21 protein-coding genes are annotated in these 23,689 nt (G+C 53.3%); 11 read left to right on the plus strand and 10 right to left on the minus strand.

Going from position 1 to position 23,689, the window contains the following annotated elements; genetic code table 11:
- The first annotated feature begins 80 nt into the window (after nucleotides 1-80).
- Nucleotides 81-1,121, plus strand: coding sequence for an alpha/beta fold hydrolase (locus tag AABA21_RS13140; RefSeq protein WP_338250636.1), 1,041 nt, complete (start codon nucleotides 81-83; stop codon nucleotides 1,119-1,121).
- Nucleotides 1,122-1,869: 748 nt separating this feature from the next.
- Here the strand turns inward: AABA21_RS13140 and AABA21_RS13145 are convergent.
- The gene (locus AABA21_RS13145) at nucleotides 1,870-2,262 is read right to left on the minus strand and encodes a hypothetical protein (RefSeq protein ID WP_338250638.1); all 393 of its coding nucleotides are present in this window, start codon (nucleotides 2,260-2,262) and stop codon (nucleotides 1,870-1,872) included.
- A gap of 304 nt (nucleotides 2,263-2,566) precedes the next feature.
- On the minus strand, nucleotides 2,567-4,414 hold the full coding sequence (locus tag AABA21_RS13150) for a PLL family lectin (RefSeq protein WP_338250640.1): 1,848 nt from the start codon (nucleotides 4,412-4,414) through the stop codon (nucleotides 2,567-2,569).
- Between the two features lie 1,595 nt (nucleotides 4,415-6,009).
- Between AABA21_RS13150 and AABA21_RS13155 the strand changes: the two genes are divergently transcribed.
- From AABA21_RS13155 to AABA21_RS13175, 5 genes are all read left to right on the plus strand, one after another.
- Nucleotides 6,010-6,411 carry a hypothetical protein gene (locus tag AABA21_RS13155; RefSeq protein ID WP_338250643.1) on the plus strand — a complete coding sequence of 134 codons (402 nt, stop codon included), beginning with the start codon at nucleotides 6,010-6,012 and terminating at the stop codon, nucleotides 6,409-6,411.
- 248 nt (nucleotides 6,412-6,659) lie between these two features.
- Entirely contained in the window at nucleotides 6,660-7,061 is a 402-nt protein-coding gene (locus AABA21_RS13160) for a hypothetical protein (RefSeq protein ID WP_338250645.1), read from the plus strand.
- A 494-nt stretch (nucleotides 7,062-7,555) separates the two neighbouring features.
- Nucleotides 7,556-8,281 (plus strand): cytochrome P450, encoded by a 726-nt coding sequence (locus tag AABA21_RS13165; RefSeq protein WP_338250647.1) that lies wholly within the window; start codon nucleotides 7,556-7,558, stop codon nucleotides 8,279-8,281.
- Nucleotides 8,244-8,762 carry a cytochrome P450 gene (locus AABA21_RS13170; protein WP_338250649.1) on the plus strand — a complete coding sequence of 173 codons (519 nt, stop codon included), beginning with the start codon at nucleotides 8,244-8,246 and terminating at the stop codon, nucleotides 8,760-8,762. The genes AABA21_RS13165 and AABA21_RS13170 overlap by 38 nt, the downstream gene beginning before the upstream one ends.
- 18 nt (nucleotides 8,763-8,780) lie before the next feature.
- On the plus strand, nucleotides 8,781-9,569 hold the full coding sequence (locus AABA21_RS13175) for an alpha/beta fold hydrolase (RefSeq protein ID WP_338250652.1): 789 nt from the start codon (nucleotides 8,781-8,783) through the stop codon (nucleotides 9,567-9,569).
- 466 nt (nucleotides 9,570-10,035) lie between these two features.
- Here the strand turns inward: AABA21_RS13175 and AABA21_RS13180 are convergent, their stop codons facing one another.
- From AABA21_RS13180 to AABA21_RS13190, 3 genes are all read right to left on the minus strand, one after another.
- The gene (locus AABA21_RS13180) at nucleotides 10,036-10,626 is read right to left on the minus strand and encodes a dihydrofolate reductase family protein (RefSeq protein ID WP_338250654.1); all 591 of its coding nucleotides are present in this window, start codon (nucleotides 10,624-10,626) and stop codon (nucleotides 10,036-10,038) included.
- 136 nt (nucleotides 10,627-10,762) lie between these two features.
- Nucleotides 10,763-11,443: a helix-turn-helix domain-containing protein gene (locus tag AABA21_RS13185; RefSeq protein WP_338250656.1), complete on the minus strand. Its 681-nt coding sequence runs from the start codon at nucleotides 11,441-11,443 to the stop codon at nucleotides 10,763-10,765.
- Between the two features lie 154 nt (nucleotides 11,444-11,597).
- Entirely contained in the window at nucleotides 11,598-12,866 is a 1,269-nt protein-coding gene (locus tag AABA21_RS13190; protein ID WP_338250658.1) for an ATP-binding protein, read from the minus strand.
- A 283-nt stretch (nucleotides 12,867-13,149) separates the two neighbouring features.
- Between AABA21_RS13190 and AABA21_RS13195 the strand changes: the two genes are divergently transcribed.
- The gene (locus tag AABA21_RS13195) at nucleotides 13,150-13,641 is read left to right on the plus strand and encodes a DinB family protein (RefSeq protein WP_338250661.1); all 492 of its coding nucleotides are present in this window, start codon (nucleotides 13,150-13,152) and stop codon (nucleotides 13,639-13,641) included.
- Between the two features lie 472 nt (nucleotides 13,642-14,113).
- Here the strand turns inward: AABA21_RS13195 and AABA21_RS13200 are convergent, their stop codons facing one another.
- From AABA21_RS13200 to AABA21_RS13210, 3 genes are read right to left on the minus strand one after another with little or no spacing between them, the layout of a single operon-like run.
- The gene (locus tag AABA21_RS13200; RefSeq protein ID WP_338250664.1) at nucleotides 14,114-14,896 is read right to left on the minus strand and encodes an ABC transporter permease; all 783 of its coding nucleotides are present in this window, start codon (nucleotides 14,894-14,896) and stop codon (nucleotides 14,114-14,116) included.
- A 3-nt stretch (nucleotides 14,897-14,899) separates the two neighbouring features.
- A complete protein-coding gene (locus tag AABA21_RS13205; protein ID WP_338250667.1) occupies nucleotides 14,900-15,670 on the minus strand; it encodes an ABC-2 family transporter protein in 771 nt (256 codons plus the stop codon).
- On the minus strand, nucleotides 15,667-16,647 hold the full coding sequence (locus AABA21_RS13210; RefSeq protein WP_338250669.1) for an ABC transporter ATP-binding protein: 981 nt from the start codon (nucleotides 16,645-16,647) through the stop codon (nucleotides 15,667-15,669). Before AABA21_RS13210 ends, AABA21_RS13205 begins: the two co-directional genes overlap by 4 nt.
- A 559-nt stretch (nucleotides 16,648-17,206) precedes the next feature.
- Between AABA21_RS13210 and AABA21_RS13215 the strand changes: the two genes are divergently transcribed.
- Together AABA21_RS13215 and AABA21_RS13220 are read left to right on the plus strand one after the other, a co-directional pair.
- Complete coding sequence (locus AABA21_RS13215) at nucleotides 17,207-18,556, plus strand: IS701 family transposase (RefSeq protein ID WP_420917153.1); 1,350 nt, start codon at nucleotides 17,207-17,209, stop codon at nucleotides 18,554-18,556.
- Nucleotides 18,557-18,708: 152 nt separating this feature from the next.
- Entirely contained in the window at nucleotides 18,709-19,590 is an 882-nt protein-coding gene (locus tag AABA21_RS13220) for a hypothetical protein (RefSeq protein WP_338250673.1), read from the plus strand.
- 1,388 nt (nucleotides 19,591-20,978) lie between these two features.
- On the opposite strand, the gene AABA21_RS13225 is transcribed toward AABA21_RS13220, so the two are convergent.
- Together AABA21_RS13225 and AABA21_RS13230 are read right to left on the minus strand one after the other, a co-directional pair.
- Complete coding sequence (locus tag AABA21_RS13225) at nucleotides 20,979-21,518, minus strand: hypothetical protein (RefSeq protein WP_338250676.1); 540 nt, start codon at nucleotides 21,516-21,518, stop codon at nucleotides 20,979-20,981.
- A gap of 66 nt (nucleotides 21,519-21,584) precedes the next feature.
- Nucleotides 21,585-22,190, minus strand: a complete 606-nt coding sequence (locus AABA21_RS13230; protein ID WP_338250678.1) for a hypothetical protein — start codon at nucleotides 22,188-22,190, stop codon at nucleotides 21,585-21,587.
- Nucleotides 22,191-22,837: 647 nt separating this feature from the next.
- On the opposite strand from AABA21_RS13230, the gene AABA21_RS13235 reads away from it, so the two are divergent.
- On the plus strand, nucleotides 22,838-23,203 hold the full coding sequence (locus AABA21_RS13235) for a hypothetical protein (protein ID WP_338250680.1): 366 nt from the start codon (nucleotides 22,838-22,840) through the stop codon (nucleotides 23,201-23,203).
- 407 nt (nucleotides 23,204-23,610) lie between these two features.
- Nucleotides 23,611-23,682 (plus strand): DUF4113 domain-containing protein, encoded by a 72-nt coding sequence (locus AABA21_RS39375; RefSeq protein ID WP_420917154.1) that lies wholly within the window; start codon nucleotides 23,611-23,613, stop codon nucleotides 23,680-23,682.
- Nucleotides 23,683-23,689: the final 7 nt, after the last annotated feature.

A 23,689-nucleotide genomic window follows, 5' to 3' on the forward strand; every position in this document is an offset into this window, starting at 1 on the left:
CGAAGATGCGTGATGGCAAGACCCCCTCTTCTCAGGTAGAGTGTGTTCGAGGGGACACATTCAGACAAGGGAGGACAGTGATGCACGTTTCGATCCATCTCAAAGGGCATCTGGACCCATCGTGGCAGCCCTGGCTGGAAGGTTTACAGATTCGGCATGAGCCCGATGGCACTACAGTGTTGACCGGCACACTCCAGGATCAACCTGCCCTCTATGGCGTCCTCAATAAGATCAACCATTTGAACCTGTCACTGCTCTTCCTGGAATGCAGCGACAAAGCACACAAGAAGGAGATTTTCATGACAACCAGGCAGAACCAGAGGGGCAGCTACGCCTCGATAAATGGGTTGGACCTCTACTACGAAATTTCTGGGAGCGGACAACCGCTGGTCATTCTTCCCGGTGCCTACGGCACGATTGAGGCGCTGGGGGAGCTTGTACCCCAGCTGGCCGCAACTCGGCGCGTCATTGCTGTTGAGTTACAGGGGCATGGGCATACCGCTGATATTGATCGGCCTCTGCGCTTTGAGTTGCTGGCCGACGATATTGCTGCCTTGATCAAGGACCTCGACCTTGGACAGGCCGACCTCTTCGGCTATTCTCTAGGAGGAGGCGTCGGGCTACAAACGGCGATTCAGCACCCTGAGGTGGTGCGGAAACTGGTGCTGACCTCAACTCCCTTCAAAACAGAGGGCTGGTATCCCGAAGACCTGGCCGTTATGGCCGCGATGAATGCTGAAGCCTTGGATGTCACGCCAATCCACGATGCCTATCTCAAGACCTCGCCCAAACCCGAAGCCTGGCCAACGGTTGTGGACAAGATCAGGCAGTTGGTGACATCCGATTACAACTGGGAACAGGAGGTCGCGGCACTCAAGACTCCTACCCTCATTATGGTGGGAGATGCAGATGGCATGAGCCTGGCGCACGCGATAGAGTTCTTTGGCCTGCTTGGTGGTGGTAAAGGCGATGGTGACATGGCCGGTCTACCAGGGTCCTCGCTCGCGGTGCTTCCGGCCACGACGCACGTAGGCTGGGCGCCTCCGTACCACGGGATTATAACACGCATCCAACTGCTCCTGCCGATCCTCACTGAATTCCTCGACTCACCAATGCCTTAGGCTGGTCATATCACGCTTGCGCGTGCAGAGGAATCACCGCAGCAGTCGCCCGGTAGCCAATACCACTCGCTTATTCCATTGAGTTGAGCCAGCTTAAGGAGGAGAACATTCTGATCATACACGAGCAGAAGCAGAATGCTCTCTTCCTCTTAACTCACCATCAACACAGGAAAATAAAGTATCTTGTAATCCACTTCGCGAAAATTTGGCTCATTTTCACAGAAATTAACGAACTACTGGTCGTATATATGGGTCAAAACGGACAGAATATGGCTCAAACCTCGTTTTACACGTGCGAACAAAGGCTGCTGATCAGGTGATTGGCAGCCTTTGTTTTGTATTCAGTGTATGTTCAATGCGCGTTCACGTCCTCTGATGCGTCGGAGAGGAGAGCGGAGAGCGCGGCCTGGTCGACGTGGAAGCGGTGCGCGATCTGGGCCAGTTCCTGGTCGGTGACCGGGAGACGATAGAGGCGCAGATGCGTCAGGGTGTCGAGTGAGCACCGCAGGAGCGCGGCGAGCTGGTCATCGGTGAGGCCATGACGTTGTTGATGACGTACGAGGGCAGCAGCGAAGCCACAGGGCGTCGGCGGGGATGTGGCGTCTTTTTTTTGTAGGGAATATGGCGATGCGTCGCCACATATGCAGAAGAGTGAGCGCGAGAGGAGAGAAGCATCGTGAGCCTGATGTTTCGTTCTTCAAGAATGCCCCTTCAAAGAGCTTCTCTCTCTCTCGTTGTTTCTCTTCCGTTAGTACAATTTTATGTCGACATCGTAGATACTGGTTCCTGTGATTTCGAGACTGCGGTCACCATTGACGGTGCTATTGCCGGGGACGAGGGTGCCATTGTTATGAAAGCTGCCATCACGCGAATACCGGACATAGTCACCTTGTTGCCAGATGGTCAGAGTGGGAGCATTGGCATCGTTGGTAAAGGGGACGATGATGATGCGGTGATTGTTATAGAAATCGCTTTGCGACGTACACCAGGGAATCCACATGTTACATGGGATGTGTTGTCCCGGTGCAACTTTCATCGGACCATCTGGACCGGCGGTATCGCTGGGATGCTCTAAGTTTTTGATGTAGTACGCGCCAGTGGTATTGTTGTTTTGGATGGATTTGATTGCGGTAACACCCATGGGAAGAAGTCCTTTCTGCTGAACATTGTCAAAGCATCGACATGTAGAGCTGTAAACGGCGAATAGTATTGGAAACAGTCATCTATGAATATGGAGCATACGGCTATCTTCTGCTCCGGTCGCGATAGCGCTGCAGAGCGTAATGCAGCTGCAACATAGCGGGCAGCATCGGCGACGAGCAAGGTCGCCCTCCTTTTCCTCCTTCATGCTGGGTTTTCACATGGCGTGATGACTCATTGGTGAAGACGTGCCGGGATTGGCTGTGTGTCTGCGTGGAGGGGCGCCTGTGCCCTCCACGTTGTTTCTACCAGAGACTGGCCTGGGCGCAGGCGACAGCGGTGGCAGGGGTCGCGTCAGGCACCTGTCCCTCTACCCACCCAAAGGGGTCCCAGGCGCCATTAGGATGTCGGATCGCATGCCAGAGGCTCCCATCCTGTCCGACAATGCAGACCTGTAACTCACCGGCCAGGCTCGTCCGGGTACAGCCAACAGCGATGGCAGGACTGGGGAAACCAGATCGGGTATTAAAAAGGTCCCAGGCCCCATTAGGGTGCCTGATTGTATGCCAGAAGCGGCCATCACTCGTGATAACGCAGATATGCACCTCCCCTGGATTCGGGCTCGCGCAGGCCACGGCATGGATGGGTCCAGGATTGCCCGTTTGCCCCTTTACATATCCAAAGGCATCCCAGGCCCCATTAGGATGCCTGATCGTATGCCAGAGATTCCCGTCACTGGTCACGGCACACACATGTAATTCGTTGTCGGCAGGGCTGGCACAGGAGATCGCTGATACAGAGCCGGGATTGCCAGCCGAAGACTTCACGTCGATCGGCCCGCTCCAGGTGGCGATATCATCGTAGCGATCGGGTTCCCAGCGCGTCATCAGCATGGCACCGCCGGACGAGTCGCTGAGCGCTACCACGAGATTGCCCGGGGTATCACTGGTGCAGGACAACGAGGTTAAAGCGTGAGGGAAACTGATCGGGGCGTCGGCGATAATACTATCGCTGGGAAGCACGACCTGGTGCAGCAGGGTAGTATTGCTGATGCCGCAGTGGTGGAACTCGGTGAGCCTGGAAAGGCGATGGGTGACCGCGGTGCACCCAATGGCGCTAAAATGGGCTCCTGGCTTTGTCAGCAACGGCGTGGCTGACCAGTTCCCGTCATAGTGGCGGAGCAAAAACATCGGGCTCCCATCCTGGTGAAGATACATCAAGCGCATGCCCAGAAGGGGAAACGGGTTATCGACCTTCAGCTGCGAGGGTTGTCCAACAGGGAAACGGGTCTGCATCACAGTGAAAAAGCGGCTCGCCCCATCTGTGCGCCCGGTCAGATTGGTATAGGTCTGTGCCAGGCTCGTCGCGCCTGCCTGGACGATGCTTCGCCAGCTATATCCCAACTCATAGGCCAGCCAGTTTAAAAAGAGCACGCCGCACCCATTGGAGATGTCATCCGCATCGGCGCCGCTGCCTGCCTTGTTGGCGGTAATATAATCCGGTCGCGTACTATCAAGCCAGGTAGCACTGGTCACATAGCCAAAGGCCATGTAAGGGTATTGCCGCATGGCGAGAACGCGGGAGAGCGCTTCACCATTGGTCGAAGCGCAATTCCATCCTTTGGCTTGCAGCGCACTAAACACTTCTATCAGCTCTGCCAGGGTTGCCAGGAGAGGCAAATCAACCGCCTCCGTATCGCCATAGTAAGGGCGATAATCACAGAAAATTTGATTGTCGCTGCATCCATAATGATAGGCGCTCCCCGGGCCACCATCTAGAAGCATCGTCACTGAACAGGTCGTATCCAGAGGCGCAAACACGGTTTGTATCGCGTTATATCCTGCTTCACCATTGCTCAATAGGCGTTGGGCTGCCCCCAACGAATCAGGGTTGCTCGGGTCATAATACACGGTAAAATGTGCTGTTGATCCAACAAATGCGGCACTTGATGCGGCCAAACGTGCATGAGGCTTTGTGGGGGAATGGGAATCAAATTTTGATGGGGCAAGCACACGAATCCCCGTACATGATGCACATGCAGTGGGGGAGGGCCGGGCATGAACTGGTAACGGCATGTTCATGCCCATCGCGGCCGCACTGACGCCCCCTATGACGCGAAGAAAGCGACGGCGTGTATAGTCATTCAAATCCATTTGTCTGTATTCTCCTCCTTGAAGAGAGTAGGTAGATGCCCTATCAGGATTGCGTTCGAGTTACTGTGCTGCTACTTTGTCGTGACGATATGGCTCTTACCTGGTTTTCCTTTAGTGTAGCTGCTTTTTGATGAGAAGAAGATAGCAATGGCGTATCATTGACGTATCAGCTTCGTATAGAGGTATTTCCTTTGAGGGCTGCGTGGCATGATAGCTATGTGCTATTTTCCTAAAGGACTTTGTTGCGTGTGTCTCGTCTTTGTGGTGTTTCTGAGGCGGCAGCTGGCGACGCCGGTGATTGAGCGGTGGTTGTCGAGCCCGGATTTTGTATTCCATACCCAGGTGGGACGTTGGACGTATGAGCATTGTTTGAGAGAGTATTTGCATGCGTCAGAGGAGGAGCTGGACGTGTTCAAGCAGCTCTGCAATTGCAGTCGTTGGAAATACCGCCGCCAGGATAGCATGGGAGTGTGGTGGCCAGGCTGGGAGTGCTGAGTGTAGTGGCATGATAGGGAGGAAGGATCGCGTGTGCTCGTTGCAGGAGCGCACGCGTTTTTTTGTGGGAAATAGGACGACGTGACGACACATGTACCTGCCAGGTGAGGAGAGCGTGGGGAAGAATCTCCTCATCGTGCTGTCCATTCTGGGGTGCCTTATCCAGGAACAATCTTTGAGCAACGTGATGTGTTTTGAGGGGTGAAGGGTTTCCGCTTTTGGTGGTCCAGCAGGTAGAGAGAGTGAGCAGGTGAAGAAGGTGCTTGCTCCTTCCGCCAGAACCCCCACCTGCTCTGGTCTTCCAACGCTTCCCGATGCCTCGTCACGACGAGTTCGCGACTACTCACGACTCGTGGCGGCGAGCGATGCTTCGTGGTGATGGGGATGGTGAGAGATAAGCTCGAAGATGCAGTTCTATGCAATGTGTCTCAGGAGATGCAGGAACGCGCCTTGCCACAACTCCTCACGGCTCGTGGCGATTGGCAAAAGTGATGACGCGACGACCTATGTGCTGTGGCATAGGCGTGGTGCGGGAGCAAAGGAGGAGGTGTTCGCCGCTGGATTGAGAACGAGGGGAGTGCGAGAGGACTGCGACGCTGATGGCGGCTAGAGAATCTGGAACTGCGTCGTGGTTGGTGGATCGGATGGTTCTGGTGTCCTTGGTGGTAAGACCGCGCATGTGCCTTGTAATGCAGGCTAGTAGTTTTGGTGTATGTATGTTGATACATGAATGATACGAATTTGCTATCTTCTTGCAACAAAAAAGGATCTACACTAGAGGAAAGCGACGTGAACGCACTGGTGGTACGGAAGGTGCCTCTTTGTGCTCAGTCAGAAGGAATCGTATGGGTTCACGGTGAACACATCAACCTCGTGAATTTGGATCGTCGGCTGACTATGCAGCCGTAAATTCATGGACAGGGAATCATGGATCGTTTCGCAGAAAAGCAATCCGTGAGTATGCATCTCAGGTGCATGGAACAGGTCAGGAACCGGTGTTCCTGCCCGGCAGAGCCACACACGAGCGATCTCGTGCGGTGTGCTGAGTATTCGCAGCAAGCGAGTAGGGTTACACATAAAAAAGAAAGGTAGATCATCCTATGGCTATTACGAACATTGTGGGGGTAAAAAACCATTGTGCGTTTCCCATTTATGTCTATAATGCGGAGAATCCAGGAGATACGCAGAACCGTCCGATGCCTGGTGTGGAAATTCATCCTGGTGATACATATGGACACAATATGTGGATTCCCTGGTGTACCAATGCGGCCGACTTCGCCAAGCACCGCATTCAGATTGCCACGGCCTTCAACCCGAATTTTTGCATTTGGCAGGAAAACAGCAGTGACGGGGATCATGTTCGATACTGCACCGATAATACATTTCATTGCACGGGCAACCTTATTCCAGGCAACAGCAATGTTGGTGGGAACCGAATACTGTATATCGAGGGAACATTAGCATCGGGGGCGGACCTGAGAATCCATCTTGAAAGCCTTTGAGGCACGATCAAGACCCATTGTTGATTGGCAATGAGTCATCCTGAAAAATGGAACAGCTGAACATTGGGAGGGAAGGAGAGCCAAAGAAAGCTCAACGCCTCCAGGAGCCGATAGAGCTGTTAATGCATGTATCAGTATCCCCCAAAGCTCATGTTGTGCCGGCCTGTATGGCAGGCAAGCATCCTAGCTTGTGTTATCTGTACCCGTATGTATGGTATTCCCGTTTGTTGCAAGGAGGAGAGAGTCCTATGGCTATTACGAACATTAAAAGGGTAAAAAATAATTGTGCGTTTTCCATATATGTCTATAATGCGGAGAATCCAGGGGATACGCAGAACCGTCCGATGCCTGGTGTGGAAATTACCCCTGGTGATACATATGTCCATGATATGTGGATTCCCTGGTGTACCAGTGCGGCTGACTTCTACAATCACCGCATTCAGATTGCTATGGCCTTCAACCCGAACTTTTGCATTTGGCAGGAAAACAACATTGACGGGGATCATGTTCGATACTGCACCGATAATAAATTTCATTTCACGGGCAATCTTATTCCAGGCAACAGCAATGTTGGTGGGGACCGAATCCTGTATATCGAGGGAACATTAGCATCGGGGGCGGACCTGAGAATCCATCTTGAAAGCCTTTGAGGCACGATCAAGATCCATTGTTGTTTGACAATGAGTCATTCTAAAAAATGGAAAAGCTGGACGTTGGCAGGGAAGAAGAGCCAAGGAAAGCTCAATGCCTCCAGGAGCCGCTCGAGCGGAACGTCAAACTGGCGAAACCGTTCGCCGGTGCGAGGATAGCTGGAGCGATCGAGCGCAAATGTGTGGAGTGCGTGTTCTCGTCGTAAGGGAGCACGCGCTTTTTGGGTGTGGAACATGTGGTGGCGCGTCGGCATAGGTGTGCGAAGTGCAGGTGAGGGAGTGGGGAAGGGAAGACTATCGTGTGTCGAGCATCTATGGTGAGTGTACATCATCTGTAGCATACAATGAGAGTCTGACTGGATTGCTCCTATACTTCTCTCACCGAAAATGAACTCGCCCTGAGTGAATACTCTTCCTTTTGCTACACCTTATACACGCATGATATACTGATGAGATCCCAGATGAACTCATGATAGGTAGATGAGGCAATAGAAATGTTTGACCGTGCTTTCATTGCGAACCCCTACCCGCAGTATTATGAATGGATGAAACGTGGGCGTGTGGTCTGGTTGCCGGATTTCTTTGGTGGGGCATGGGTGCTGCCTCATTACAAAGATAATACTGAACTCCTGCGCGATAGTGAGCGATTGACCACGGAGAAGGCCGGTGGTCTGGTTGCGCAGTTTCCGCCTGAGTATCATGCTGAACTACGTAGCCTGGATGAATACCTGGCCCGTTGGTTAGCCTTCATTGATCCCCCGAAGCACTTGCGTATTCGCCGCCTCTTGCAAAAGGGCTTCACTTCCGAAGTGCTCAATAGTTTTCGGCCCCGTGTACAGGAAATTGTCGATAATCTACTCGCTCAGGGTATGGTTGAGGGACGGCTCGACATGATGAGCGATTTCGCCTATTTACTGCCAGTGCGGGTTGTCTGTGCCATGTTGGGTATACCAGACAAAGATCACACGCTGTTTGTGCGTTGGATGGACGAACTTGCCATGTTTTTGGGCAACGCTTCATCGACAGTGGAGGCGGCGCGGCATGCCAAAGATGCTCTTGAGAAACTGACCAATTATTTTCGTGAGCTACTGCCAGAGAGACGTAGACACGCGGGCCGGGATTTGATGTCTCTTCTGGTGGCGGCTGAGGAAGAGGGTGATGTGCTAAGCGAGGATGAGTTGTATGCCCAGTGCGTCTTTTTTTCTGTTCGCGGGATATGAAACAACCAGTAATTTGATTGGCAATGGCATGCTCTGTTTATTCCGTCATCCCGATCAACTGGCACTTTTGCGTGGCCAACCCTCGCTGATGGTGGGTTTTATTGAAGAAACGCTGCGCTATGAGAGCCCTATGCAGTATACCTTCCGTATGGCCCGACGCGATTTTGATCTGTTCGATCAATCTGTCAAGAAGGGACAGGTGCTCGTGTTTCTATCTGGCGCAGCTAATCGTGATCCTGATGTTTTTGAAGCGTCGAATATGTTTGATATTACGCGCAAGAAAAATGCACATCTAACCTTCGGTTACGGCTTACATCATTGTATTGGTGCCGCAACCGCACGCTTGGAGGCCGATATTGCATTCTCTACGCTGCTTCGGCGCACGCACAATATGCAATTACTGATCGATGAGCCACAATGGCGTGACGTTTTCCGATTTCGCGGCGTACGGTCCTTACCTGTACAATTTGAAGTGAAATGAGAAGAAAGGTTGGCAACGATGGCATACATAACCACCAATGACAGTATACAGCTACATTATACCCGCAAGGGCTCGGGAACGAAAACGCTCGTACTGGTTCACGGTTGGCAGGTGAGTAGTGCTGTTTGGAATTTAGTGGCTGATGAGCTAAGCAGGAAATATCAGCTCATTATCGTTGATTTACGTGGTGCTGGTGCATCGAATGCTGCTCCTGGCCCCTATACGGTTGAACAGCATAGCGAAGACCTTTTTAACCTGGTGCAAAGCCTTGAGTTAAAGAATTTTGTGCTGGTAGGTCACTCGATGGGGGGAGCAATCGCCCAACGCTTTGCCGCAGACCACTGCGAATTGCTGGTGGGATTGATTGTGATTGCGTCCGTTCCCGCCAGTGGACTGGAACTCCCTGCCGATTTTCAAGCTTTTTTCCGCAGTGCGGCAGGCAATCGTAGTCAGACCGAGGCTCTATGGAAGGTCTTTATTGCGAATCCTCTGGCAGCAGAAACGTTTACGATGTTGCTTGACTCAAGCATGACCGTCAAACCGGAAGCGTGCCTGGAAAGTTTCGACTCCTGGCGACAACTGAATTTCGCGGATGAAGTAAAGCGTATTATGACACCAACATTGGTGATCGCGCCTGAGGCTGATAATCCTATGACACCGGACTTCTTACGCGAGAAGATCGTGGCGCTGATTCCCAATAGTCGCTTAAGGGTTATTGAGAAGACTTCTCATTATGCTCAGTTAGAGCAACCACAAGAGCTTGGGAAGTTGATTACGCACTTTGTGGATGAGCTTTGTAGTTTGTAAACTAAAAGTGGCTCATCCTTTTCCTGCTGGAGATCGACGCTGTGAAGGGAGATAATTGGTAAATGCCCTACGAAGTGGACGGATTTGGCCCGCAAACGTGCAACATTGCCCTCAATCCTGGACACTGGGACACACGTTCCTGGACAAAACCGCTCTTCGTCAGACTTTCCTCACTGAAATTTTGTCAATTGGAGGGGAAAAGAAAGGCTTGCGTTCGTTCTCGCAGAAGGATTTGCCGGATCAGGGTGAGGAAGGCGTCCATCTCAAACGGATGAGGAAGCGAAGACCAAACCGGAGCGAGCCTGGATATGCCTGCGCTTCCTGGAATTACTTGAGAGCACGGAAGCGCAGGGGGGATCGCATCCTTTGTGCGCGATCAAATCCGCTCGTGCGCGAGCTGAATATGCTCCGCCCGCTCCTCATGCGCGTCTTCACCACTACATAGGAGTGTGTCGGAGCGCGGCGATTACGTGCGCCGCTTCACCACCTCGAACCGGAAGTGGGTGGCGCCCGGTGTCTCGATTGAACTCGCCTTCCTTAGTTCGATCCCAAGAGGGTCGAGACCCTCAAAGAGCCGGATGCCGTCGCCCAGGAGTATGGGGATGAGCTGGATTCGCAGCTCATCCAGCAACCCGGCCTTCAGATACTGCCTGATGATGTTCGCGCCACCCCAGATGCCGACGTTCTTAGAGCCTGCGGCAGAACGCGCCAGCGAAAGCGCACCCTCGATCCCATCCGTCACGAAGGTGTAGGTTGTACCGCCCTGCATGGGCAGGGGATCTCGCTCTTCGTGAGTCACTACGAACACCGGCATCCTGAACGGCGGGGGGTCGCCCCAGGGCTCGAATCCGACATCAAACATCCGTTTCCCCATAACGACCGCCCCAGTCGTGGCAGACTTTTCATCCACGATCTTCGCGTCAGTCTCCGTCTTCGCGTCGAACATCCAGTCGTGAAGCCGATCCCCACCATCCCCCATCCCATTGCCGACGCGCACGTTCGGTCCGGTGATGAACCCATCCAATGACATCGATAGTTCGGCGTAAACCTTGCTCATAGAACCCCCTCAGTTCGTCATATATAGAAGTGAAAGGAGGGAAGACCAGCCAGCCGCCAGTTCCGGCTCAGCGCCTTCCTGCCACTGGCACCTATGATACTTCGAGAAAAAGGCACCGTCTTGGAAAAAAACGCAATTACTCCAGATGTTGGGCACGCGAAATCTGCGCGGGAGTTTGCCCAATGTAGCGCCTGAGCGAGTTCGTGAGGTGGGATTGGTCGAAATAGCCGAGATGGGAGGCCGTATCGAGGATAGGGCAGCCTTGCTCTAACAGCGTGGCTGCCTGCCGGGCGCGCTGAATTTGCTGCACGGTTTTGTGCGTCAGCCCGGTCGCCCGCCGGAAACGGTACTGCAAGGCGCGGGCGGAGAGGTCGAGTGGATCATCCCGCATCACCTCATCGACCAGCGGGTCGTGCACCAGCAACCCGGCGCGCACCAGGCGATTGACGAAGGTGTCGGCATTTTCGTAGGTTGGCACTTCCCAGGTCGAGCCGGAGAGCCAGAAGGATTTCCCGGTTGCGAGAGCCTGGTTCACATCGTGTCTATCCAGGAGACGGATGGGGAGCAAATCCGGCATGAAGGTCCCCAGTTGAAACGTGATGCCCAACCACTCGGCATCCGCCGGGACGGATGCACGGGTGGCTTTCGTTTCCGGCCCCTGCACGGCGAAGGTCGTCTTCCCCCTGTATCTCATCACGAGCATGTCCCAATGGATTGCAGCAGGAGAAATGAACGATCCAGTGCCCTCGCTTTGAGTGCGCCAGATCGCCTGGACAAAAGACGAGTCGGACGATCTTACCTCAGAGGTAAAAAGCATGTTGTAGTTTCTCCTTTGGGGAACGATTTTCTCCATGGGTGATGTTCGGACTTGGTATGAGAACAAACGGCGATGCATATAGAGCGTCAGGCATCACGGTACCTCTCTTTCTCTTCTGTTCATCTGATAGCATGCACATCGTTCACGACAACTCTCACCCCTCGTGATTTGAGATGCGGATCTCCCCGCCGACAACATCCCAGTCTGTTTTTCCTGTGGCCGACCAACGTTTCTCTGTCAGAGGGGTCTGCTGCTTGCGTCGAGTGTGCGATTTGAACCGGAGGACGCCTTTGACCGGGGAGAGCGAACGCATTCTTCCACAGTCAGGACATTCCACCAGGCTGATGCCACTGTTGGTAAATCGTTTGAGATCAATGGGAACCCGTTCTCCAGAAAACGTGCAGTTGGCTGTTTTGGGCGACGTCTCCTGTTCTTGCGCCGTTCCCACCGTTTCCACTGTGCTCGTTGCGTTCGGCACGGCGTTTTCCGAGACAGCTTGCTGTTCAGGCTCTTTCCCATTCACACGTGCTGGTTCTGCCTGGTTCTGATCTTGGGGGAGAGCCTCTGGGCCTGCTCCATCAATGAGCTTGAGCGTATCATGGCGCAGAACCAGCAGTGCTGCGGCGGACTTGAACCGCTCGGCTCTGACTTCCGTGTCCCCCGCTAGATACGACCGTTCCAGAGCCGTCGTCACCAACTTCATGAGATTGTCCATCGTGACACGGCCTGAACGTGTCGGGTCGAGGACTGGATTGGTGAGCCAGCCATAGATGCTGCTCGTCCATTGGCGCATGTTGAGCTGTGGAAAGAGCTGCCGGTACTCCTGCTCCAAGGTAGAGAGGATATCACGGACTTCTTCGGAGGTGTGGCTAGCGATACGGCAAAAAGGGGCGAGTTTATCGAAACGGCGACGGAATTGCAGCCACGTTGGATCGGGCAAATCAAATGTTTCCTTCAAGGGAATCGTGTCTCCGCGCCCTGCGGCCACCAAACACAATCCCAGCGGATGATCGTACTGCAACCGTCCCTGGTCTGTCACTTCCTTGAGCAGCATCAGGTGTTCGAGCGAGAGATCATGGGCATCATCAACAATCAAAAATTCCGTGCCGTATTGGTGCAAGTGCCCCATGAGTTTGGGCTTACGCGTGCTCCAATGCCCTCGGATCGGGAGACCTAAAGCTGCCAAAAACTGGTCACCTAACGCCTGTTCATCGTCATTGTTTTTGGGGGCCACCACCGCGAGAACGGATCGTCCGCCAGCCCGTTTTTGCAGGTCGCGGATGCTCATCGTTTTGCCAGCCCCCGGATCAGCCACGAGCAGGTGCCAGGAACGATTGTCCCAGGCATCTTGCAGCATCTTCTGGAACCTTCGAGCGAAGGCGGTCTCGACAAAGATCTCTTTTCTGAAAAGAGGATGAGTCATGAACGTTCCTCCTCGCGCATGGTACGGACGGGTAAAATACGGATGGGACGGGCATCGTCAGCATCAGGGACCGGGTCCGCAAGCGTCACTACAGTTACACTTAATAAGCTAAGCAATTACTGGGATCGTTTCACCTAAAACATAACGATTTTCAACCAGATAACCTGGTTCTTCCATTGGCCCATTATTGGTACTGGCACAATATTGCAAATATGAAGCTGACAAGGTAGTATAAAATCTTGTTCTAGCGTTATTGCTCTATTTGCAGAAGGAACCAATATATATGACAGCTACAAGCTCTCTGGAACTGATGACACCCTGGCGATTACTTCGCTCATTACAGAAAACACCGCGCATTCTTCAGACATTGCTTCGTGATGTCACATCATCACAGGCACGGCAAACTTCTCATGATGCACACGAATGGAGTATTATTGAGATCCTTTGTCATTTGCGTGATTATGAGGAGATCTTCTTCCGTCGCGCCTTCCTGATCCTTACGGAAGAGTGCCCTCTCATACCCATACCAGAGAGCAATGAAGAGCTTGCTCGCGAAGGGAAGTATAAGCAGCAGGATATCATAACCGTTTTAGATTCGTTATTTACCACGCGTCAAGCATTTCTTCAAACCCTGAACGATTTACAGGAAGAGCAATGGATGAGGAAAGGTATTCATGGGAAGCAATTTCCTATCACACTCAAGGAAGCGGTTTTGCAAGTGATCATGCACGATATCGATCATATTGAACAGATTACGCAACTGCTTCATGAATAAAGAGATCTAAAAGAAAAACCGATCCTTGCGTTATTAGATGAGCGCAAGTTCCTCATTGGAAAGTGTGCAATAGCGGGGCAGAAGCTGATCGCTGAGATCGTCGGGAAGGCACAGCATGTTGGCGCGTTGTGACGGAGATAACAACTCACGTGTGGGTATCCTTATCCTCCCATCATTCTCTATCTTCTTCTCGCACTCGCGCTTGTATACCTCAATTGAGACGGGTGTGAATATCATTGATCACACCCTCATGCCGGTTGCTTCAAGGCATGCCGCTTCAACCATTTTTTTGTGGTCCTGGTCGTGGCTGCTCTCTGCTTCAGAGCGAAAACAGGCGCGAATCGCAATTCTCACCTGTTTCGCAAGGACGTGACTTCTTCGAGAAACACTAGCAGCAATTTTCCAAGAGGAGAGAACGATGCTTTCACAACTTGATCGATCAGGGTAACTCCTGTTGTGTGCGGCATTTTATCTAGCTTGTCGCGCTGGTATAACGGCGCAGGCCGGCATGCCAAACCAGGTGTGCCAACGTCAAAGCGAAAGCACTGATCACCAGACCCAGGATGGGTAGCCGTGGGTCGGTGCGATCGAGTAGAGCGCTGGTGGGAAAGGTAGCGATAAAGGCGAACGGCAAGACATAGGTGAGCAGGAAACGCAACGGCTGCGGGTAGATCGTGACCGGGTAGCGCCCGAACTGCCAAAGGGCATCGTAGAAGACACCCAGCTCGACAGAGGGCGCCCAGAAGGCCAAGCTACTAAAGAGCGCGCGTGTGGCCCAGGCAACAATAACACCCATCGCCGCCAGTATAAGCCAGCTCAGCAATCCCCAAAGCGTGGGCAGTATACCCAACTCGCGAAGTCCCAAAAGCACAACCAGTAGCCCTGTTGCCACTTGTGTGAGTACGAGCGGGGCGCATTTGCCCAGGCTGGCCATATAGAGGCTCGATATCGGCTGCATGAGAATGCTGTCGAGTGTGCCATCCTTGACCTTGCCTGCAAACCAGTTCAGATTCGGAGTGATAAAGGTCTGGAAAATGCCGCCAATGACTTGAAAAGTGCCAAGCAGGACTACAGACTCACCCAGATTCCAGCCAGCCAGCGTCTGGGTCTGCGCATAAACAGCTCCCAGGACGGCCAGTCCAGAGACGATGCTCATAATCGTCATCAGCACCTGAAAAAACAGGTTCGTGCGAAACGCCATCTCCTGGCGTAATGAGAGCGAGAAACTCGCGCCAAGCAGCTTCAAATAGCGCATGGTTTACCCTCCAATCGCGATATAATGGCGCAGGCCGGAGCGCTCGACGAACACCACAACGAGCAGAAACATCAACGTCCAGAGCACCTGCCAGCTGTAGGCGGTAAGGATCTGCGCGCTGTTCAGGCTGGAACTAATCATCTCTGCCGGGAAACCGAGCATGGCTCGGAACGGCAAAGCCTCGGCCAACGGACGCAGAGCTGACGGAAAAAGGATAATTGGAGCCGCTGAACCGCCTAGCAGGAAGAGGAGCGTCTCTCCAAAACCAACAATGTTATCCGCTTTCTGGCTCCAGAAGGCCGAGAGCGCGAGCAGATAGGTGAAGAGAAAGCGCAGCGTTGCCGCTAGAAGCAGTGCGGGAAATGCAAGCAGAACCATGCGCAGGTCAACGACTGTTTTGGAGATAATCCCCACAAAGATGATGATGGGCAAGCCGAATAGCAGATGCCAGATGCGGAGTGCGAGATTGGTGCCAAGCGGCCCTAGCACCACTGGTTGCGGTTTGAGCAACTCCTGACTGAGCGTACCTCTATAGATGCCAGCAGAAAAGGTGTGATACTCATAAGAAACCGTCATTAATTGGACTATCAGTAATGCCACATAATACGTAGTGATCTGGCCGATCCCTGGAAGCGCCACCGACCAGACGATGAGGCCGAGGAGTGGAGTCACTGCCTGGTTCACTATCATGGTAAGGAGGAAGGAGCGCCAGGCCAGCCATTGCAGGATCTCGCGCTTGGTCGAGATCAAGAGTAAGTGGAGGATGCGTTTCATGCGATGCCCTCCCGGTAGACCTGATCGATCACGCTCTCCAGCGGCGGATCTTCGACCGATAGATCAGCAACCGTCAATTCTGCGAGCAGGCGGGAAGTGGTCGCGGCAATCTGCCCGCGATGGACGCGCAGGGAGACCTTGCCATTCTCTTTTTCCAGCACGTCGCCGTAGTCTTCCCAGGCCGGGGGTGTCTCGCAGGAGACCGCGACCTTGAGGAGTTTGTAGGGAGAGAGTCTGGTGGAAAGATCCTCTAGATTGCCATCGTATTTAAGCTGACCCTGGTCAATCAGGAGAATGCGCCCACAGAGCGCCTCCACATCGGCCATATAGTGGCTGGTAAGCAGGATGGTTGCACCTGTCTGATGGCTATAGGTGGAGATGAAGCGCCGCATCATGCCCACAGCCGTTACATCCAGTCCAAGGGTCGGCTCATCGAGAAAAAGGACGCGCGGTCGATACAGGAGCGAGAGCGCCAGTCCGCAGCGCATGCGTTCGCCCAGGCTAAGCGCGCGTATCTGGCGGGTGAGCAGCGGCTCCAGATGAAGCATCTCCACCAGCTCATTCAGGTTCTTCTTAAAAGCCTCGTCAGGCACTTCATAGATCAACTGCTGGTAGCGGAGCGAGTCGAGGACTGTGAGCTCGACAGGTCCGCCAATAGGTTGGCTCCCGCGAATCAGCGCAAGGTTGCGCAAGAAGGCAGGCTCGCGGTTCCAGGGGGTATAGCCAAGCACGCTGACCTCGCCTTCGGTTGGATGGAGAATACCGCTCAGGGTTTTCAATGTCGTGGTTTTTCCGGCCCCATTGGGGCCGATAAAACCGACAACCGAACCCGCTGTAACTTCAAATGAGATACCCTGCACCGCGCGAATCTCACGATAGCTGCGCTTGAACAACGAGGTGAAAGCAGCCTGTAAGCCCTCTTTCCGCACGGGGGCTTTATAAATCATCGTCAGACCTTGAACATTGATGACGGACATGTAAGATGCTCCTTCTCTCTGAGAAACAGATCCACTGTTCAGGTGCATGCATGCTCTGTGATCCAAGCTGGCCAAGCTTTTTTTCTGGATCACGAGTCTACTTTATAACACAGATGCAAAGGTGGAGGGTTGGCGAGAAAAAAAGATGGTGGATGTATGGGCGCAAGAAAGCAGATTCAGGCTCAGAATCTTCGCCTCTGTGAGAGAAAAGAGGTTGTAGATTGAGAGAAGTCTCTATTTGTACTTGGAAGTTTTACATGGCTCTTTGCAGCTAGTTGCGCACCATCGATCTGGCCCAGGCGATAGGATGCAGCACCCAGCAAGCGCGCAACTATGATGTTTTCCCTGCAGTAATGGAGTAATCCCTTTACGACCTAAAATCATATCGGCCATTTGAGCGTCAAAGGAGAAGGTGGCTTTTTCATTTTTTCCTTCTCTTGAACAAACAAAGATAAGCACACATACATGATGCATCATAAACTCCCCCCTCATGTGAGACACTAGAGATGAAATACAACCTCTATGGAAGGAGAAGTTCATGATGCAAGACCCGTATACCATGCTGTCTGGAAGCAAAACGACCTCCACTGATATCTGCCGATGGGCACAAGCTCTTTTTCTATTGCATGAACGCATCGCGACACGTTTTGCCCGTTTGGAACCACGCCGTCGTGTCCTCTCGTACCTGCAAGGAATCTTGAGTGAGACGGCGCGTAAAAACGGATGGCAATTGGCTGAATTTGCTGGAGAGGAGCACCCACATGGTATGCAACGCTTGCTCTCACAGGCAGTCTGGGATACCCATGGTGTACGCGACGATGTACGTTCCTATGTGATTGAACATCTTGGTCATGAGCATGCTGTTCTGGCTATCGACGAGACAAGTTTTCCCAAGCGTGGGCGCAAATCAGCTGGTGTCGGCTGGCAATATTGTGGGACCACTGGTCAGATTGAGAACTGTCAAATTGGGGTATTCCTCTCGTACATCACAACAAAGGGCCATGCACTCATTGATCGGGAGTTATACCTGCCCTTAGATTGGTGTGAGAATGCGGATCGTAGACGCTCAGCCCATATTCCTGCCGAGGTTCGTTTCCAGACCAAACCAGAATTGGCAGCCCAGATGATCGAGCGTATTCAACACGCGGGCATTCCCATCGATTGGGTTGTGGCCGATACGGTCTATGGGAGCAACGTTGATTTACGAAACTGGCTTGAACATCATCACTATCACTACGTCATGGCCGTTGCCTGTACCGAGCCAGTGGCTTTCCAGACCCATGAGGGGAGAGCTCGTATCGAGGCGTGTCTCATTGAGACACGTATCCCGGACCAGATACAGTGGCAGAGAATCTCAATGTGTGAAGGCACCAAAGGCCCAAGGCTTTTCGATTGGGCTGTCGTTCCTCTTCTCCACCGATGGGAGGATGATGGCTGCCACTTTTTACTTATTCGTCGCAGTATTGCCGATCCGCTAGAGAAATGCTATTACGTTGTCTTTGCCTCCCCTTTCACCCCCCTCTCTACGATGGTTGCCGCTATCGGTTGCCGATGGCGCATTGAAGAAGATTTTGAAAATGGAAAAGATATGGGCCTGGACCACTATGAAGTTCGCTGTTTCCTTGGATGGTACCGGCATATTACGCTTGTGATGCTCGCGGCAGCCTACTTGGCTGGCATTGTGGCAACGGAAAAAACGCAGATGCTCTCTGCTGTCCTCCCACCAGCATCATCGCATGCCTTCCCCTTAATTCCCGTCACAATTCCTGAAGTGCGTCATCTTCTTGGGCGACTGATATGGCCCATACCTCGCAACATGAAACGGGTCCTGCACTGGTCTCGATGGCGCCGATGCCACCAAAGTCGAGCCAGGTACTTCCATGCCAAATACCATCGGGATGTAGGATAACGTTCCCACTGACGTTGCTGCGCGCGATCGTGTCTTCTCTCTCCAAGAGGTTTGGCAGATATTCCACACATTTCCCGGACGTCTGGGATTATTCCCAGACACTAAAAATTCTTCTGTTCGCTATCTTGTGCTCCCACACCAGGAGGTTGATTATGTCCATGCTTCCTTTAGCAGACTGTGCCCGTCTGCTTGGGATTCATCCCAAAACATTGCGCCAGTGGCTCAAGCAAGATCCCCTGGAACTTGTCACCCATCCGAGAGATGCTCGCATCAAGTGTTTAACGCTTCAACACGTTGAGCACCTGGCTGCTGCGCATGGTCGCGCACTCCCCGCTCAGCAGGATGATTTTCTCGCGTACCAAGACACATCGGTTGGGATACCACCGAAAGAAGAGGCCACACCCGCTCCTTCCATACCGCAGGAAGAAGGGCCTCTTGCCCAGAAATTGTCCCTCTTGGAAACCAGAATTGCTCAGTTATCTGAGCAAGTAGCACACCTCACGCTGGCGCTGCTTCAGGAGCGTGAACGCACAATCGAGAGTAGGCTCTCAAACCTGGAAACCTGTGTCCAGCAACTGGCGGGGACGTCTCATCTCTCCCCAGCGTCTCTGGTTAGCCTGGAGCAACAGATTGAAAGTGAGCCAATGGGTGTTCCTCCACCACGATCGCTCACACGTCCACTCATTGAAGCAGAGCAACGTGCCCGGTCTTGTATGCCCCCACTGATCGAATACAGTGCACAAAATACCTACGTAATTGTGAGTTCCCTGGAAGGAGAGTTAAACCTGGACCCCGCGTCAAGAGCATGGTTCGATTGGTTAGCAACGCTTACCTCGTTCCGCTTCGTCGGGCAATCCGGCCGCTTTACCGCGTACCGCGATACCAAACGCGGAAAACGGACGCGCTGCTGGGTTGCGCAACGCAGTTTCCATGGACGCCACTACAAGCACTGGTTGGGCGTGACTGATCGTTTGACAATCGACTATCTGGAACAGATGGCCAGCCACATCCAAGCTCACCTGACCACGCTCTAATTTGTTGTGCTAAACGGGAGGGCTATCTCACTCTCGCTCCCAATAAGTGTAACTGTAGTGACAGAGCCGCTCTCTGATCTCCAGATGACCCCCAAAAGATCTCCAGATGGCTGCCGAATGATTGCCGAAGAGGTACCTATGATCTGCCGTGTGGCCGCCGTTGATCTGCCTTGTGGCCGTCTGGTGACGCCTGCTCCGGCGACGTGTTCTCACAAGAGTGGGTGAGTGGTTTCCGCTTTTGATGATCTCCCCGGTAGAGAGAGGATGAGTAGGTGAACACAGTGTTTACTACTTCCACCGGTGTCACCTGCTTTTGTCTTTTTGGCATCCCGACGCCTCGCCACGACTCTTTACGACTTGTGGCGCATTGCTGTGTTGTGTGGTGAAGAAGAGGGGAAGAAATGAGCTCAAGATGCCGTTTCGTGCCGTTTCGTGCCGTGAGATGCAGGAACGCGCCAGATGCTGCCTCCTAGTTCCTCACGCCTCGGAAATATGATGGGTGCGGCGACCTCTGTGTGATGTCAGAGTGTTGAGCATGATGCAGTTGACAGCATGCGTGTGGTGACCGTGCGATCGAAGAGCGGGATGTGGAGAAGGATATTGACAGGATTCTATGCTGATGGGATCATACGGGAAAGAGCAGAGGTGTGTGAGAAGGAGAGGAATGGTGGGCAGTAGGATGAGCCAGGGGAAAGGGAAGGGAAATGCAGGTCGTCGGTACCAGAGGCGCGTCCTCACCGATGTGCGGGTGGTGCATGGGCCGTGTGGGTTGGTGGTGGAACGACGGTTGGCCTGTGGCCATCTGCTTTGCGCCACTGCCTGCCCGCAGGATGTCGAGTGGGAGGTATGGGTAGAGCGTCTGCGGAGCCACATAGGGACGCGGTATTGTTGTGCTGTGTGTGGTGGTGAGCGTGACGAGAGGAAGCAGCACACTGAAGCCCTCATGTATCCATCTGAGCCTCTGTATCCTTAGAGCACCCAAGAGCGAAAACATGAGTGAAACGAGCGACCGCGCGTTGTTGTATTCAGGGCTGGCCCCACTACCAGAACCAGTTGAGGAGAACCATTGCTCGATGCTCAGCGATGCCGATGATGGTGTGTGGGAATGAGAAGCGCATAGCGTCATTTTGTGCAGGAAATGTGACGACGCGACGACATATTTGCGGTGCTGTAGGTGTGGAGTGGGAGCAGAGGAGGAGGTGTGTGCTGCTGGAGTGAGCGTGGGAGCAGAGGAGGAGTGCTGTTGGAGCGAGAGAGGAGTGAAGGAGGCACAAAAAAAGAGTGGCCGTTCTGCGCCACTCAAAAAAGCGTACCTCTCAAGTAGAGCTGATCGTGGTCCAAAAATCAAGGGTGCAGGGGGCGTTCCGCGAGAGGCCCCCCTGCACAGACTACTGGGTGATGGCGTCCTCGATTTTGCCGGAGCCGGTATTGACCTCCTGGTCGCCGACGATCACCGCGTACTTGTAGTGGGTGACCCCGTACTCCCCGGCGACGGATGGCGGGCCGGTGTGGATGTCGAAGTACACCGAGGTTCCCCGGTTGGTGGGCATGGCACTCTGCGTATCGAAGGTTTCCTGGCCCAGGGCGCTCTGCTGCTTATTATTATACAGTTCGATGCGCACGCTGCCGTTGAAGTCTTTGGCATCGTGGTTGCGCACGTCGAAGAAATATCGATACTTTCCCTCGACGTTTTTGATCACCTGGCTGCTCACCACCACGTTGAGCTTCTGGACGGGTTTGGGCGTCGCGGTGGTGGTGGGTGTGGCCCCATTCTGGGTCCTGGCGGGCCCGGAGGGGCCCGTGGACTTGGAGGCCGCGCCGCAGGCGCAGATGGCCAGGATGACCAGCAGGCCCAGAAGGCCTACGGTCAGCTTCTTGATGGCTCGCTCTCTCGGCGAAAGGTCGGTCGCGTTGTGGTGCTGGTACATGGGATTCCTTTTCGTGTTCGTTGAAGGGCTGGTCCCGGGGGAACGGTCTCCCCCGGGACGGGTTGGCTAGGGTTCGAGCAGGGTGGCTTCCACCCCGCCGTTGCGCGAGCAGGCGCCCGAGCGGCCCCCGCTGTGCGAGTACTCCCCGTCGTTACACTCCACCACGTAGCCGTTGGTGGAGGTCCAGAAAGACTTGATGCAGTTGAAGTACGAGCAGAAGTCGGGGTTAGGATCGTAGATATCGCGGCCCGAGTTGAAGTTGTACCCCCAGGGGTTGCCGTTGACCCCAGTCTGCATCGGGGGTGGAGCGGGCGCCTGGGTCGGCGCGGGTGGCACCGGAGTGGGCGTCGGCGGGATGGGTGTGGGCCTCGGCTTCGGTGTCGGTGTGGGCGTCGGCGTTGGTGCCGGCGTCGGGGTGGCCGTTGGCTTGACGGGCGCGTGCGTCGGCTGGGCCTTCGCCTGGGTCGTGGGCGCGGTGCTGGCGCTCTGCTGTGACGCGCTCGGATTGGCCATAGCGATGGAACAAGTACACATCGATAGGATGACGATCAGTCCGACACACCCAATGCCCAGTTTGCCGAACAGGTTGCGGCGTCGGTACCAGGCTAGCAGGCGTTGGTGCGGCATAGGTCTGGGCGTGTAGGGCGGCGGGACGTTTGGTGGCTGTTGCATGGTGTTTCATACTCCCCTTTTGCTCTCAGGACAAGAACGGGGCTGCGGGCGTGGTATCAGAGACCGACCGCGCAGACCCCTCTCTGTTAAACGCACGTACTTCCGGTTTTTCCAACAAAAAAGGTTGTTTTTACGATGATTTTCTGCTATGCCCCCAGAGGGATATGCATTCAATACCCGAATAACCGCGAAGCACGCTCTATCACCCACAGGTGGGCGTGCTTTTTTTGTGTGGTGTGGCAGAGGGGGGTGGCGCCGGAAGGCTATTGCAAGATGCGTGTTCAGAAGTGGATACATATAGGTTCTTGTCTGCTGATGAGCTGAAATTGTGTGGGTATCTTTATCCTGAGGCGTTTTATGTACCAGCCAGGCCAAGTATATACAATTTTCCTTCTAACCCAATTTTGCTGCCATGCCTATTTTTAGGTAGATTGCTCGTTTATAATATATAATGTATATGCTTCTTTACACGTTATGATCTCTATTATCTGCATAAGTGAGTAGAAGTCCATGCTGGACCCGTTTATGCTGACTCAAAACATTACACGAGCGGTGTTGGAATCACTATCTATTGCCTCTGCTTCTGAGCTAAAAGCGCTGAAATTGCCGAAAATGATGCTCATGCTATAGATGAATTTTTAGGCACGTTGGGTTTTGATGAGAAAGTTCGACGGGATCTCGAAGCTTTTGCCAAAGATTGTGGCTATGATGGTTCTCCATTTCAATGGGATGAAGCGCGCCGTTTTTTGCTTCGATGTGAGCTTGATGCTGCCTACTTCTATTTTTATGGCATCCAGCGAGATGATGTGGGTTACATCATGGATACTTTCCGGATATGGAAGGAGAAAGAGGAGAAACAATGCAACGAATATCGCACCAGGCGGGTAATTCTGGAGATCTATGATGAAATGCAGCAGGCTATTGAATCAGGCGTGCTCTATCAGACGCGACTCGATCCTCCACCAGCTGATCCTGCGGTGGCACATCCACCGCGTTCCGGTGTCAAAATATAGTATTGATTTTGACCAGTGTGTGGGAAAAGATGGGGTGAAAGCGGTATGGGGAGAGTAGAATGTCAGTGATTGGTCCGCTGTGGTTTATCATATTGTCAAAGCATTAGGCGCATTAACAGGACAGCTACACGCTCGGAATGGGTGCTGTCTGCTCGTATTGCGCAGCAGGATGAGTATAGCAGATGGAAAGGGTTGCATGTAAGAGATGGATATTGTGTGCGAGTTCACGAGAGTGATGGGTTCCAGAGCAGCGTTACGGAAGGTGAAGAAGGATGGTTTTGATCGTGCCTGTGCGTGTTTGTAGGCCAGTACAAAAGAGCAGGCATCTGGCTCACGGATTTGAGTTCTCATCAAAACATTCAATAGGATTTCTTTTTTGCGTGCAAGGAATCCAGTGCGAATAGTTTATGAAACAGGCTTGGCGGTCCCAGCGGTGCACTACACTGTGGGATGATCTATTGCGTGTAGGTGAGGAGTGATATACCC

This window comes from Dictyobacter halimunensis (assembly GCF_036245075.1).